We start from the raw sequence: 15,115 nt of genomic DNA, 5'->3' as shown, positions 1-15,115 counted from the left end.
CAGAAGTGAAACCTCTTAGCGCTGATGGTAGTGTGGGATTACCCATGTGAGAGTAAGTCATCGCCAGCTCATTATTCTAAACACCCCAATCTCAAAAGAGGTTGGGGTGTTTTTTTATATGGGAAATAAAAATTTCAGAGAATCATCGATACTAAAGAATAAGACAGAATAAAATCCTATCGTTTTTTAATAAATAAATTTCTATTTTTCTCATGAATTGATGAGTCAATGTATAGGATAAATCATTACTCTATGCTATAAATAATTAATAGGCATGATTTTTGCTTGTTTTTTGGAAAGAGAAATATATGAAATTATCTGTTGGATTGAAAGTTGCGAATTCATTATCGTTAACGCCTCAATTGCAGCAGGCAATCCGTTTACTACAACTTTCTAGCCTAGAGTTAGAGCAAGAAATCCAAATTCAATTAGATAGTAATCCATTACTTGAAAAAGTAGAAGATGAATCACTAGCAGAAAGTTTATCTACTTTAGAACACAAAGAAACTGATGATCTTACAACAGAGTTGAATGCTGATCACTTACCTGATGACTTGCCTGTTGATACTGAATGGGATGACATTTATACACATCAATCCACTGCTTTGGGTACTCCTGAGTTCGAAGAGCGTGAAGATAATCGCCAAGTTCACCTGACGCTTAAAGAACATATTTTGGAGCAAGTGAACTTACTGCATTTTTCAAAAATAGATCAGTTGATTGCTTATTGCATAGTTGATGCTTTAGATGATAAAGGTTTTCTGGATGCTGAATTAGAAGAGATTATTCTGGCAGTACAGCATTTATTAAGTGAGATGGATATAGACGAGGAAGTGGAAGAGGATGAAGTTTTAGTAGTCTTAAAACATATTCAACGTCTTGATCCAATTGGTATCGGAGCTCGTAATTTAGCTGAATGTTTAAAAGTTCAGTTGGAGTTCTTGCCTCGAGAAACTGAATATTTGAAAGAAGCCAGAAGTCTACTTCAATATTACGAATTACTGATTGCGAATGATCTTAATAAATTATTGAAGCAAACAGGGCTTTCCAAAGAACAATTAAAATTTGCAGTTGATTTATTAAAAACATTAAAGCCTTATCCAGGCATGGATTTTGAAAAGCAAGAATCAGAATATCAAATTCCTGACGTAGTCGTTGCCAAGAAGGACTTGCATTGGCAAGTTCAGTTAAATCCTGATGTAATGCCAAAATTAAGAATCAATTCTTTTTATTCAAGTATGATTCGTAGAGCAGATCAAAGTGATGATAATTTATATCTACGTAATCAAATGCTTGAGGCTAAAAATTTTATAAAAAGTATTGATGAACGGCACAAAACATTATTAAAAGTTGCGACTTGTATTGTTGAGCATCAAAAAGCATTTCTTGAAATAGGCCCCGAAGCAATGAAACCCTTAGTACTAAGGGATGTTGCAGAAGAAGTAGAATTACATGAGTCGACCGTTTCTCGCGTTACCACAAATAAGTATATGCTTACTCCACGTGGACTTTTTGAGTTGAAATACTTCTTTTCTAGTCATGTGGGGACAACCACAGGAGGTGAAGCTTCTTCTACCGCAATTCGGGCGATGATTAAAAAGTTGGTTTCTAATGAAAATCCGCGTAAACCTTTGTCTGATAATGCAATTGCTGCTTTATTGAAAGAAGAGGGAATAGAAGTAGCTAGAAGGACTGTAGCAAAATATAGAGAATCGTTACATATTCCATCGTCATCCGAGAGAAAAGTCTTGATCTAAATTTTGAAGTATGGCTATTCTACTCATTCATTATGACGAAATAATGAAATTTCATTTTCACCAAGAGGAGTAGCTAAAATGGTTTAATTGTCCCAAATCATCTTTTTAGATTGCATTAAATCGTTTTAGTTCTTCTTTATATAACCCAAAAAGGTGAGGGATAGAATTATGCAAATAACGATTCGTGGACATCATTTAGCAATTACACCAGCTATAGAAGAAAATATTAAAGCAAAATTTAATCAGTTAACGAAACATCTTGATCAGGTGAATAGTATGCAGATTAAATTAACGAAAGATCATCAGATTGATAAGCGCTCACATAAAGGTAGCTCTAATCATGTGGCTGAAGCGATAGTTCGATTACCTGGAATTGAGCTGTTTGCTCAAGCAACAGCGGATGATATGTATACTTCAATAAAAAAACTGACTGAAAAATTAAAAAAACAATTGTTAAAATATCGGAAAATGCAATGTACGTATTCTCAAGTTGCTGTTTCTATTTAATAAGTTTTTAATAATTGAGAGAGGCTTGAAATATAGCCTCTTTTTTATTGATAAAATATAAACACGTACTGAATTCTTTGAAAAAGTTATAGTAAAATACTTTGTTTTACACCGTAGGTTGTGTCAGAGGTCTTTGCAATGAATAGTGAACAGCTCACTCAAATTTTAAAAGAAGCTTTTCCTGAGGCGGAAGTAGTGGTGAGCGGACAGGCTGGAAAATTTGACCTCCGTATTGTGGATGATCAATTTGAAGGTAAGCGTACTGTTGCCCGCCAACAAGCAGTTTATGCACCATTAAATACTTATATTGCAAGTGGCGAAGTTCATGCCGTAACAATTCGTGCGATGACCAAAGATGAATGGCGCAAAGCAAGCCTTTTCGGAGCTTAAATATTAATGGATAAATTTTTAATCACGGGCGGTGTTAAGCTCGAAGGGGAAGTACGCATTTCTGGTGCTAAAAATGCGGCTTTACCGTTACTTGCGGCAATGATTCTTGCTGACTCTCCAATTACATTAACCAATGTTCCAAATCTTAAAGATGTAAATACTTTGGTGAAATTAATTGGTGGACTGGGTGTCACAATTAGTTATGAAAATGACACGGTTAAGGCAGATACTTCTACTTTAGATAACCAGTTTGCTCCTTATGAGCTTGTCAAAACAATGCGTGCATCTATTTTGGTATTAGGGCCATTATTAGCGCGTTACGGAAATGCCAAGGTTTCATTACCTGGTGGATGTGCTATTGGCTCTCGTCCAGTAGATCAACACTTAAAAGCCCTAGAAGCATTGGGTGCACATATCGAAGTTGAAAATGGTTATGTACATGCCACTGTTGATGGTCGTCTGAAAGGCGGCGAAGTGGTTTTTGATATGGTTACTGTTGGCGGCACCGAAAATATTTTAATGGCAGCTGCTTTGGCAGATGGTGTAACCACAATTCGTAATGCTGCACGTGAACCTGAAATTACTGATCTTGCGCAAATGCTTATTAAAATGGGCGCAAAAATTGAAGGTTTAGATACGGATACATTGGTTGTTACTGGTGTAGAAAGTCTACATGGTTGTGAATATGCAGTCGTTGCCGACCGTATCGAAACAGGTTCTTACTTAGCTGCTGCTGCGATTACTGGTGGACGTGTAAAAACCACCCATACAGATCCTTCATTACTTGAGGCTGTTTTAGATAAGTTTGAAGAAATGGGTGCTGAAGTTACCCGTGGCGATGACTGGATTGAATTGGATATGTTGGGTAAGCGTCCCAAAGCAGTAAGCTTTAGAACACTACCTCACCCAGAATTCCCGACCGACATGCAAGCACAAATTATGGCTGTAAATGCAATTGGCCGCGGGTTTGCAACGATTTCTGAGACCATTTTTGAAAATCGTTTCATGCACGTTCCTGAATTATCACGTATGGGTGCTAATATTCAGGTCGAAGGTCATGATGCTGTTGTAACTGGTGTTGAAAAATTACAGGCAGCACCTGTAATGGCAACAGATTTACGTGCCTCATTCTCTTTGGTTTTAGCGGCTTTGGTTGCTGAAGGTGATACATTAATTGACCGTATCTACCATATTGACCGTGGTTATGAGCATGTCGAAGAAAAACTTCAAGGTTTAGGTGCCAAAATTAAGCGAGTAAGTTAATGAATGACGTAAGAAACGATGATCCTAATTTTAACGTAATGGGTAATTTTGATCATGGTTTGACCTTGGCACTGAGTAAAGGACGTATTTTAAAAGAAACTTTACCTTTACTTGCTACAGCCGGTATTAACTTGCTTGAAGACCCGGAAAAATCGCGTAAGTTGATTTTTCCAACCACACATAAGCAGGTTCGTATTTTAATTTTACGTGCATCTGATGTGCCAACTTATGTTGAGAATGGTGCAGCTGACTTAGGTGTAGCTGGTAAAGATGTACTTATGGAACATGGCGCTCAGCATGTCTATGAGTTATTGGACCTGCAGATTGCGAAATGTAAATTAATGACTGCTGGTAAAGTAGGAATGGAACGCCCAAAAGGTCGTTTAAAAATTGCCACTAAGTATGTCAATCTTACACGTCAATATTATGCGAGCTTAGGCGAACAGGTTGATGTTATTAAACTTTATGGTTCTATGGAGTTAGCACCATTAGTTGGTTTGGGCGATTATATTGTTGACGTAGTGGATACTGGAAATACTTTACGAGCAAATGGTCTTGAGCCATTAGAAGAAATTTGCAAAGTATCTTCACGTCTTATTGTCAATAAAGCGAGCTTTAAGCGTAAACAGGTTTTATTGAACCCAATCATTTCCCAACTTGAACAAGCTGTTCAATCACGTTAAAAGTAATTTCCTATCATGCTTTTGCGATAGTTGTAGATATGATGCCCACAAGAGCTTAGAAAAAGAGTAAACTTGGTTTTTCTTTTTCGCCTTGTGGGTAAATTGATGCGACGTTTATCGACTCAAGATCAGAACTTCAAACAGGTTTTTGCCGAGCTTTTAGCTTTTGAAACCGTTAATGATCCTAATTTAGTTCAAACAGTAGATCAAATTATTGCTGATGTTCGTCAGCATGGTGATGATCATGTTTTAAAACTTACTCAACAGTTCGATCGACATCCAGCGCATCAATTTTCCGATCTAGAATTGTCTCAACAACAACTTAAAGCTGCTTTTGATGGTTTAAATCAAGAGATTCGTGAAGCCCTGCAACTTGCAGCTGATCGTATTCGTACTTTTCATGAAGCTCAAAAACAAGATAGCTGGACTTATGTAGATAATTTGGGTAATACCTTAGGACAAAAAGTGACGCCACTTGACCGTGTTGGTATTTATGTACCAGGCGGACTTGCATCTTATCCTTCATCTGTACTTATGAATGCGGTACCAGCACATGTGGCCGGTGTACCTGAAATTATTATGGTTGTGCCAGCGCCAAATGGTGAACTAAATCCACTCGTTTTAGCTGCCGCCTATCTAGCAGGTGTTAGCCGAGTATTTACCATTGGTGGGGCACAAGCTGTTGCTGCTTTAGCTTATGGTACTCAAACTGTTCCACGTGTTGATAAAATTACGGGTCCTGGAAACCGATTTGTGGCAGCTGCTAAACGTGCTGTATTTGGTCAGGTGGGTATCGACATGATTGCTGGACCTTCTGAAATATTAGTTTATGCAGAAGGTGTGAATAATGCTGAATGGTTAGCGATGGATGTATTATCTCAGGCTGAACATGACACAGTAGCTCAAGCTATTTTCATTACTCCAGATGAAGCATTATTAGAAGCAGTAGAGTCTGCAATTGAGAAACATTTAAATGAATTGCCTAAAGCCGAGATTGCGCGTACATCGATTGAAAATCGTGGCGCATTAGTTTTGGTAAAAGACCGTGCTGAAGCAGTTGATTTAATTAATCAGGTTGCACCAGAGCATTTGGAATTATGCCTTGATGATGCCGAAGCGATGAGCCAAGATATTCGTCATGCAGGGGCAATTTTTATGGGTCGCTATACTCCTGAAGCAATTGGTGATTATTGTGCTGGCCCAAACCACGTATTACCGACATCTGGCACAGCTCGTTTCTCTTCGCCACTTGGTGTATATGATTTTCAAAAGCGCTCTAGTTTGATCATGTGTTCAAAAGATGGTGTTAAGACTTTGGCTAAAACAGCTGATGTACTTGCTGTTCAAGAAAATCTCGATGCCCATGCACGCTCGGCGCGTTATCGTTATCAATAAGTTTTAAGCCTATCAGTGTTTTTCATGATTATTCAGGGCTGACTTTCAGCCCTTTTTTGAGATAAGACTATGACTGTATCTACAGCACAAATGCGTTTTTGGAGTCCTGAGGTTCGTGAATTAGAGCCGTATGTGCCAGGTGAACAACCTAAAATCCAGAATCTATTAAAGTTAAATACCAATGAAAACCCGTATCCACCATCACCAAAAGTAGTAGAAGCAGTTCAAGCAGTGTTACATGAACAAGCCGATGTGCTGCGTCTATATCCAGATCCGGATGCGACAGCGTTAAAGCAAGCAATTGCCAAACAACAGGATATTGATGTATCTCAAGTTTTTGTAGGTAACGGTTCTGATGAGGTGTTGGCTCATATCTTTAAAGCATTTTTTCTTCAAGATGAACCAATCCTGTATCCGGACATCACTTATAGTTTCTATCCAGTTTATAGCCAATTTTTTGGTACAAAAACAAAAGAAATTCCTCTCAATGAGAATTTCGAAATTGATGTGCGAGATTATACCCAGCCAAATGGTGGGGTTATTATTACCAACCCAAATGCACCAACAAGTATTGCGCTCAGCTTGGCAGAAATCGAACAAGTATTACAGGCAAATCCGGACCGCGTAGTTGTGATTGATGAAGCTTATGTTGATTTTGGTGCTGAGTCAGCTGTAAGTTTGATAAACCGCTATGAAAATCTTGTGGTATGCCAAACGACTTCAAAGTCTCGTTCTTTAGCAGGCCTACGAGTCGGATTTGCGATTGCTCAGTCGCACTTGATTGCAGCACTTGAGGCTGTAAAAAATAGTTTTAATTCATATCCAATTGATCGCTTTGCTATTGCAGCAGCGGTAGCTTCTTTTGAAGACCAGGCTTATTTTGAAGAGCAGTGCCAAAAAGTTATATCAAGTCGAGAGAAACTTGTTCGTGATTTAACTGAACTTGGTTTTAACGTTTTGCCATCGAAAGCGAATTTTATTTTTGCTACGCATTCACAGCATGATGCTGGGCAACTTGCACAAAAATTACGTGAGCAGGGCATTATTGTTCGTTACTTCAATAAGCCTCGCATTAATCAGTTTTTACGTATCACGGTTGGAACTGATGAGCAAAACGCGCGTTTAGTTCAAACTTTGAAGCAAGATATTCTTTAATACTTATTCTGCTGTGCTGTTCATCAAGTTCAGCATAGCAGAGATTTTATCAAGGCTTTCCTGATATTCAGCCTCAGCCTCTGAAGCAATAGTAATACCGCCGCCTGCCCAAATAGAGAGCTGGTTTTGATATTGTTGAAAACTACGAATTAAAATATTCCAGCGTCCAGTACCATCGAAATTAAAATATCCTAAAGTGCCGCAATATGCTCCCCGAGGTGCGCCTTCTAGCTCTTCAATAATTTGCATTGCCCGAATTTTAGGAGCTCCTGTAATTGAACCTCCTGGTAAAGCAGTGAGTAACATCTGCATAGGATTAATATCATTTTTAAGTGTAGCCGTAATCTCACTCACCATATGATGAACTTGATTGAAGCTCTCAATTTCGAATAGTTTTGTTGTTTTTACCGAACCTGTATTGGCATAAATGCTCAAATCATTACGTAATAGATCAACGATCATCACATTTTCTGCTTGATCTTTTTTAGAATTTTTTAAAGTTTGTTTTGAAAGTAAATCCTGCTCTTTATTCTCATAACGAGGCATTGTACCTTTAATGGGCCTGGTTTTAATTTGCTTATCTACATTAAATTCAATAAATAATTCAGGAGAGCAACTTAACAACTCAAATTCTGTTAATTTTAAATAACCAGAATATGGTGCATTGGTTAAATTCCATAGCTCATCTGCTTTATTTAATAACGAACCAGTAAAATTCGCTTTGAATTCTTGAGTAAGGTTAATTTGATAACAATCTCCTGCCTTAATATATTCTTGTATTTTATGAAAAGCAGTTAGGTATGTATTTTTAGACCAGCGAGGATGAATATTTTGTTCTAGTTTAAAATTGTTTTTTTGTAGTTTGCTAGAAGGTTTATTGAGTAGAGCTAAAAGATAGTTAAAAATTTCAAAAGCATTATTTTCATCGCTAAAAAAATACCATTCATTATTTATTTTTTTAATAAAAGAATAATAGGAACCTATAAATAAAGACGGTTGTTTATGTGATTGATTATTTATAAATTGATGTGCAGAAAAGTCATAACTAATAAAACCAATATATCCACCCTTAAAACTTATTTTTTCTCTATTGCTATTTTTTAGTTCTTGAGATTGGAATTGTGTAAAATCTAAAAGATTTTCTATATAAGATGAAAACTTATATTTATTTAAATCAGTTTTAGTGAATAAAAAGTTTTGGTTATTTTGAGTGATTAAATAATTTTTTGGCAAAAAACCAATAACAGGATTGTTATCATCTTGAAGATATACAAGTCCAGTTAACTCTTCTAATTTTTTTAAAATATCGGCAGCGGAGTAATAGCTTTCTAAAGAGATTTTTTTCTTTAAATGAGACATTTTAAACATGTGAGAGTTTGGAAGAGGTGGCATAGTTTACTACAAGTTAGAGTTCAACAGGCAGTTGAGTGAAAAGACCCTAACATTTCGTGGAAAAAATAACCGAATTATCCTTCAGATTTCAGAATAGTAATAAATTTTTTTAGTCAGTTAGACACCGTACCGTTTATCGGGTAATTGGCAAAAAATGCATTACACTAGTTGAACAAAAATTAACGTAGCTGTAATTTAGTAATTGCTAAGCAAAACTACTCAAGGATTGGAAGTTTCGGTTGCCATAAAAGAAAAATGCAACTTGAGACAGTAAGAGTGGTTAAAGTCAAAAAATAAATGCTCTTGGGAGAGTGCTCAATGAAAATGTTCACTAAACTTGCTTTAGTTTCTTCTTTAGCTATCAGTGCAAATGCAATGGCAATGCAATCAATGGATGATGCTGCGCTCAGTGCTGCTACAGGTCAAGATGGTATTAATATCGGTATTGCTTTAGGTACTAGTGGTATTTCTATCGACAAATTATATTTACATGATAATGATGGTTTAGCTACTACTACAGGTATTACTGGTGCTACAGGTACTGCTGGTGCGCTTGCTATTAGTGATGTAACTCTTAAGCAGACTGGTACTGGCAATCTTTTAGATTTAGCAATTGATACTAATGGTGCTTCAAGTACTAATGGCGCTTTCTTAAATGTTGCTGCTACAGTTGGTGCGGTTGATATCCATGTAGGTTCAATCGGTGTAGGTACTTCGGGTACGGTAAATGAAACTACCGCTTTGCGTGGTATTACAGAAACAGCTCCAACTGAAATTATCTCTGGCTTAGATTTATCTTTAGGACAAATTACTGCAAATGTACAATTAGGTGCTACACCACAAGGCGCTATGATTAAAGTCGATTCTGCATTGAAAGGTGGCTTAACAATTTCTAACCTTGGTATTAATGATGCTGCGGGTGGCGGTTCGATTTTATTGGATAAAGTGATGGTGCGTGGAGCTGGTAACGCTACAGGTGATTTAGACGTTAAAGCTGATATCTCTGTTACTGGAAATGGCCTACAAGTTAAGAGTACTAGTGCTCAAGATATGAATGTGTATGTAGGTGGTGTACATTTAGGAACAAATACTAAAGCTAGTGATGGTACCTGGGGTACAGGTGCAGTTAAAGCTGCTTCAATTGGTGATCTTGAAATTCAAGGTTTAAATGTGGCAAATACAACTATCACAATATCTGGTCATTAATTTAAATATAAAAAAAGCGCGTTTTATACGCGCTTTTTTTATAAAAATAAAAAGCTTTTTTATATGGTTATAATAAAAATTATTATATAAGTTTTAAATGTATTTAAATTATTTATAGAAAAATGAGGGGTAATTATCATTCCATCTATAGTAAAACTATACATTCATCAAAAATATTAAAAAAAAGCTGTTTTTTACAGAAAAAAAAGGTATCTTCAACACACAGGGATGTAGAGCTATTGCTCTAAGAATAAAATGAATAAGGCCAGATAGGCTACCATTTAGACCAAGTGCTTATGTTAGAGATTGCTTTAGGCTCAGCATTGATATATTACTTTGCGACAGAAGCCTTCGAAATAGAAAAAAAACCGCCGGGAACTGTTTATTATACAGAGACTGCCGATTCACGTAATTTATCTTTTCATCGAAATCATATTGAACCAGTTACTATAAAACCAGCTGTTGAAGACCAGTTTCGTGGAATTGTTCGACAAGCCTACGATTATAGTTGTGGGTCTGCTGCCCTTACGACTTTATTAAATGGTTATGTTGGTACGAGTTTAACGGAACAGCAAACAATGAGTGGTTTGCTACAGTACGGTGAGTATCAACGTATTATTGAACGCCGAAGCTTTTCGCTCCTTGATATGAAACGCTTTGTCACAGCAATTGGTTTAGAGAGTGGTGGTTACCGAGGAGAGTTTTCTGATTTAGTTAAACTCGGTCAACCTGCAATTGTTCCGATTTCATATGCTGGTTTTAAACATTTTGTCGTATATAAAGCTTATAAAGATGGACGAGTATATGTAGCTGATCCAGCTTTAGGGAATATCAGCTTTGATGAAAATCGTTTTAAGGAAATTTGGGATAATAATACGTTATTTGTAATTTCAGTTCCTGAATCTCAGCGTAAAGACTTATTAGCATTAAAAGATTCGGATATGCGCCATGTAGAGGATGCAACAGTCAATAGATATGCTTTTGTTGATGTGCAATATCCCACATATAAATATGACCGTTTAGCAAATAAGGCTTCTACGATGCGGCGAGTTTTGGATACTGATACTCATTCCTCAACTTATAATCAGCCGATAGATACTTATATGCGTCTTTATTACAAGCGTAAATAGTCAGATTTTAATTTAATAAAATAAATAAATTGGGTGGGAAGAAATATGGATAATCGATGGATTAAAATGAGTGTTTTGGCCTTAAGTATGAGTGCCATTACAGGGACAATCTATGCTGAGGATCAGGTACAACAAACACAGGTAGAATCATCAAATCAGAGCACAGAGGCAGGAGTTGAGGTAAATTCTCTAGCTACTGAAGCGACAAATTCTTCTTCTGTTAGTACAGATGCGGGAACACAAGCTTCTGAGACATCATCTACGAATGTACCTGAAAATAATAGCGGGGCAAATCAAGCTGCTAGCGCCCTGCAGAAGAAAGAAGGTGATGCAAGTCAAGAGACAAATCTACAAGAAGTATTTACTTCAAATGAACGTCAATATTCTTTAATTAAGAAGGGGGTAATTTCCTCTTATTATGATCTCGATTATACCTATTATCGTGATACAAGAATTGATTTGGCATTAGATAGTAGTTCTACCCGTTTAAACAGATTACGGGTTGAAGAAGATGCAAACCATACTTTAACTAATAGCTTCACAGTCCAGTACGGGGTACTAGATAACTTAACTTTATCAGCAACTTTACCTTTTGTTGCGAAGTCTGAAATTATTCGGGATACAACAACCGCAGGATTGGGCGATATTTCATTAGGGGCGCGTTGGGAACCTTTTCCTTTAAAACAAGGCCGTCTACCTTTAGTTCTTTTTGGTAGCTTATCAACGAAGACTGGTGATAGTCCGTATGAAATTGGTTTAGATGAGCTTTCAACAGGTAAAGGATATTATTCTGTAGGTGTCGGCGCTAGTACCCGTAAATATATTGACCCAGTTGTTTTATTTGCATCAGCCTCGGCAAATTACGGATTTAAGGAAACTGGTTTAAATCAAAACAGAGGGGGAGGTGATGATGAAACCGGTCCTCGTATTTTAAAAAGTTTTGATCCAGGGATTAGCGGCGGTTTTTCTTTCGGTTTTGCATATTCATTTAACTATGATGTGTCTTTAACAATGTCGTATCAGCAAAGCTTCAATATGGATGCCGAATTCCAGTTTGAAAATGGGGAAAACTATAAATCACCCGATCAAAGTAGCGCGATGTTGTCTTTTGCTTTAGGTGTTCGCGTTTCTCCTGAGACTATTGTTAATGGTACGGTTGGAATTGGTTTAACTGAAGATGCGCCAGATATTTCACTTGGCTTGTCATTCCCGTTAGATATTTTAGGTTTTAATAAAAAACAAAAATAAGGAGATATGCAGGTGAAATATCCTAAATTATGTCCTTTAACGGCGGCAATTGTTATCTCCGGTTTTTCTAGCTTTGCCAATGCTCAATTAGGACAAAACCTAGCTGTTGATATTCGCTCCTTATCCATGGGGAATGCAGTAACTGCAGACCCTCCTGGTATTAGTGCAGTTCATTTTAACCCTGCAGCTTTAGCAAAAATTGATGGGTTGCAAACAGATGTACAGGGGATTCTTGCAAACTTTGATATTCAAAGAGAATTCTCAGCACCGCCTGGATATAACGTTTTTGGTTATTCAGATGACCCGATTGTTTGTAATGATGGCCCAGAAGTTTCAGCCAATATTTGTACAGATTTTAAAGACTCCGTTCATGGTGACGTGGAGTACGCGAGCCTGTATGTACCTATTCTTAAAAAAATGGTAGATCTCGGAGCTGGTTATCCACTAGTTGCCCCTACAGCAGGAATTGCCTATAAGCCACCAGGATCAAAAGTAACTTATGCAACAGCCGTGTATGCACCGTTGGTTGCAGGTTTTGGAGCTGAAAATGGAAACCCTGGTAACTACATGGGTCAGCAAGTTGCTGTTGAGCGGATTACCTATTTATCACCATCTTTTGGTTATCAGGTAAATGATCATTTATCGATTGGCGCTTCTGTAGGGATGTCATATAACGCCCTTGCATTAAAAACCGACTTACGTTTCCCTAATGAGATGATAGGGGTATTACGTATGGTTGATGAGGTGGTTTGTAAGCCTTTTAAAAATAATAATGACATGATCACCGACTTACTATTATTTGGGATTTGTAACACACAAGAAGGCATGAATCCATTTGGTAAGATGGGAGCACTACAGGTTTCATTAGAACAATCTTTAAGCCCAAGTTACAACTTAGGATTGCTTTGGGAGCCAACAGATAATTTTGGGTTCGGTATGGTATATCAGAGCTCTGCCAAGATGCGTTTAAAAGGCAAATATATGATTGATAATGCCAAAGCGCCTCAGCAACTTGTATCAGGACTTAACTCCTCTTTAACTGGTCAAGTTTTAGCTAGAATTCTTGGGTTGCCAGGTTATGTTCCTGATATTGAGTCAGGCTTAGTAGCAATGGATTTAGAATATCCAGCCCATTTTCAGGCGGGTATTAAATATAAGATATTGCCAGATTTACAATTGAACTTAGATGTTGGATGGACTGACTATTCAGCATGGGATAAATTTAAATTTGAATTTGATCGCCAGATTTCATTACTTAAAGTTGCAAAATTACTATCTAATAATGTGACTGATAACTCCTTGGCATTACCATTGAAGTTTACTTCCCCATGGAGTTGGGGTATCGGTTTAGAGTATTCCGCAACAGATCGTTTAAAATTACGTGCAGGTTATGAACCGCGTGCTAGTGCTATTCCTGATGATAAACGTAATACCATGGTTCCAATTAATAATGCGCAATTATTTGGTCTCGGCGTGGGTTATCGTTTTGATGCGGATACAGATCTAGATCTTTCAGTCGGTTTCCTACGTAGTCGTGACAATATTCCAGCTTGTACGAGTACATTATCGAATAAATGTGGTGTCGATAATATCTTATTAAACCCATACGCTGGTTTGGATGTGAAAACTAATACCAAAGTTACAGTACTTGGTTTGAGCTATAGAACGAAATGGTAAGACTATATAAATGGATGTTTAGCCCTAAATTTGCTATCACAACTTTATGCGTTGCGATAGCAAGTATTTCTGTATCTTATGCAGACGGTTTTTATACAATTATTGGGCCAGATGGGCGGCCTATGATTGTACCAAGTAAAAGAATTGATCAGAAAAAACAACCTATCCCTAAAATAGAGGAAAGAAAACCACAAACTCAGCAGAATCAACCTATAGTAGATGCTGTACAAAAAACATCTAAAGAAAAAGAACAAACTAAAAATTTACCGAAAAAACTGGAACAACATGTCCAAGAAAAATTAAATACTGCACCGACTGCACCGACTGCACCGACTGCACCGACTGCACCGACTGCACCGACTGCACCGACTGCACCGACTGCACCGACTGCACCGACTGCACCGACTGCACCGCAAAAAACTCAGAAAAATACAAAAACTGTTTCAGTAGTCAGTGATGATTTAAAAACATCCACAGAAAAAAATAAAATTATTGAGAGCGGAAATGCCCCTTCAGTATCTAATAATGAATGGCAAAAAAAGTTAGTTCTCGTTCCTCCACCAATAAAGAGTACATCTCAAGCTGCACCATCCTCCGATTCTTCACTCGATAAATCTAAATTTACAACTATTGATGGTGTAGAGTATGTAAATAATGAATATCTTGAAGATCAAGAATTTAACATTGAAGGTAAGAAGCGGTTTTACCTTATGCCTGATGGTTTGGGGCGCACTGAATCAGTAGAGCGGAAAAAGGGTGTAAGTCGATCAACTTTAGATCAGCTTTTCAATCGACAAACTCAAGACCAAGACTCTACTGTTGTTTTAGCGCCGACGTACATGCGTTTGTCTTCACAAGAGCTAGAAGCAGCTTTTGAACAAGATAAGTGCTTTATTAAAGATTATAAAAAATCAATTAAAACGCTTAGCACAAATAAGGAAGTAAACTTATGGCCACGGAAGCCATTGAAAGAAAAATTTGAATATGAGTTGGTACAGTTAAATCCTTCTGTTCAGCATTTAAAAGTTATGTCTTTTGCTTCTAGTAATGAGAAGCCTCTATATTATTGGCCACTCGTTGTATTTTTGGATGATAAAGGCTGTATTCTGGAAGGAGTGAGCGGGTTTAAAAGCAAATCTTATCCTTCGACTATGTTACAGCATGCATCGATTCAAGGAGTTTTAAAAGTACCGCCTTCAGCACATTATATTATGATGACGCCTTTATCTTCTGCTGTGGATGTTACAGAAAAAGAGTTAACAAATCAGGGACAAATTCAAATTTCGGTATTACGTTAAAAATAAGTAGGGTA

Annotated in this window: 13 protein-coding genes; 12 read left to right on the top strand and 1 reads right to left on the bottom strand. The window is 37.2% G+C overall.

Annotation, left to right across the window (positions count from 1 at the left end):
• Positions 1-308 precede the first annotated feature (308 nt).
• From NQ782_RS15985 to hisC, 7 genes are all read left to right on the top strand, one after another.
• A complete protein-coding gene (locus NQ782_RS15985) occupies positions 309-1,757 on the top strand; it encodes an RNA polymerase factor sigma-54 (protein ID WP_000778202.1) in 1,449 nt (482 codons plus the stop codon).
• 168 nt (positions 1,758-1,925) lie between these two features.
• Complete coding sequence (gene hpf / locus NQ782_RS15980) at positions 1,926-2,264, top strand: ribosome hibernation-promoting factor, HPF/YfiA family (protein WP_001167461.1); 339 nt, start codon at positions 1,926-1,928, stop codon at positions 2,262-2,264.
• A 138-nt stretch (positions 2,265-2,402) separates the two neighbouring features.
• Positions 2,403-2,654, top strand: coding sequence for a BolA family iron metabolism protein IbaG (gene ibaG / locus NQ782_RS15975; RefSeq protein WP_001083680.1), 252 nt, complete (start codon positions 2,403-2,405; stop codon positions 2,652-2,654).
• Positions 2,655-2,660: 6 nt separating this feature from the next.
• A complete protein-coding gene (gene murA, locus NQ782_RS15970; RefSeq protein ID WP_000357156.1) occupies positions 2,661-3,917 on the top strand; it encodes a UDP-N-acetylglucosamine 1-carboxyvinyltransferase in 1,257 nt (418 codons plus the stop codon).
• Entirely contained in the window at positions 3,917-4,600 is a 684-nt protein-coding gene (hisG, locus tag NQ782_RS15965) for an ATP phosphoribosyltransferase (RefSeq protein ID WP_001000724.1), read from the top strand. The genes murA and hisG overlap by 1 nt, the downstream gene beginning before the upstream one ends.
• 105 nt (positions 4,601-4,705) lie before the next feature.
• Positions 4,706-5,995 (top strand): histidinol dehydrogenase, encoded by a 1,290-nt coding sequence (hisD, locus tag NQ782_RS15960; RefSeq protein WP_057093274.1) that lies wholly within the window; start codon positions 4,706-4,708, stop codon positions 5,993-5,995.
• 69 nt (positions 5,996-6,064) lie between these two features.
• On the top strand, positions 6,065-7,150 hold the full coding sequence (hisC, locus tag NQ782_RS15955; protein ID WP_000218882.1) for a histidinol-phosphate transaminase: 1,086 nt from the start codon (positions 6,065-6,067) through the stop codon (positions 7,148-7,150).
• A gap of 3 nt (positions 7,151-7,153) precedes the next feature.
• On the opposite strand, the gene NQ782_RS15950 is transcribed toward hisC, so the two are convergent.
• The gene (locus NQ782_RS15950) at positions 7,154-8,542 is read right to left on the bottom strand and encodes an anthranilate synthase component I family protein (RefSeq protein WP_370529509.1); all 1,389 of its coding nucleotides are present in this window, start codon (positions 8,540-8,542) and stop codon (positions 7,154-7,156) included.
• A 318-nt stretch (positions 8,543-8,860) separates the two neighbouring features.
• Here NQ782_RS15950 and NQ782_RS15945 point away from each other — a divergent pair, with 318 nt between their 5' ends.
• The 5 genes from NQ782_RS15945 (at position 8,861) to filE (ending at position 15,101) form a co-directional block, all read left to right on the top strand.
• Positions 8,861-9,748 carry a DUF6160 family protein gene (locus NQ782_RS15945; protein WP_000781585.1) on the top strand — a complete coding sequence of 296 codons (888 nt, stop codon included), beginning with the start codon at positions 8,861-8,863 and terminating at the stop codon, positions 9,746-9,748.
• 296 nt (positions 9,749-10,044) lie between these two features.
• The gene (locus tag NQ782_RS15940; protein ID WP_000889486.1) at positions 10,045-10,878 is read left to right on the top strand and encodes a C39 family peptidase; all 834 of its coding nucleotides are present in this window, start codon (positions 10,045-10,047) and stop codon (positions 10,876-10,878) included.
• Positions 10,879-10,923: 45 nt separating this feature from the next.
• On the top strand, positions 10,924-12,126 hold the full coding sequence (locus NQ782_RS15935) for a hypothetical protein (RefSeq protein ID WP_004748242.1): 1,203 nt from the start codon (positions 10,924-10,926) through the stop codon (positions 12,124-12,126).
• A 12-nt stretch (positions 12,127-12,138) separates the two neighbouring features.
• Positions 12,139-13,803 (top strand): OmpP1/FadL family transporter, encoded by a 1,665-nt coding sequence (locus NQ782_RS15930; RefSeq protein ID WP_005124689.1) that lies wholly within the window; start codon positions 12,139-12,141, stop codon positions 13,801-13,803.
• On the top strand, positions 13,797-15,101 hold the full coding sequence (gene filE / locus NQ782_RS15925) for a putative pilus assembly protein FilE (RefSeq protein WP_272369374.1): 1,305 nt from the start codon (positions 13,797-13,799) through the stop codon (positions 15,099-15,101). The genes NQ782_RS15930 and filE overlap by 7 nt, the downstream gene beginning before the upstream one ends.
• Positions 15,102-15,115: the final 14 nt, after the last annotated feature.

Source organism: Acinetobacter sp. BD54, from assembly GCF_044778325.1.
In the GTDB taxonomy this organism is placed as follows: Bacteria; Pseudomonadota; Gammaproteobacteria; order Pseudomonadales; family Moraxellaceae; genus Acinetobacter; species Acinetobacter baumannii.
The sequence above is the reverse complement of the archived record's forward strand: the minus strand, read 5'-3'. Positions and strand labels throughout refer to the sequence as shown.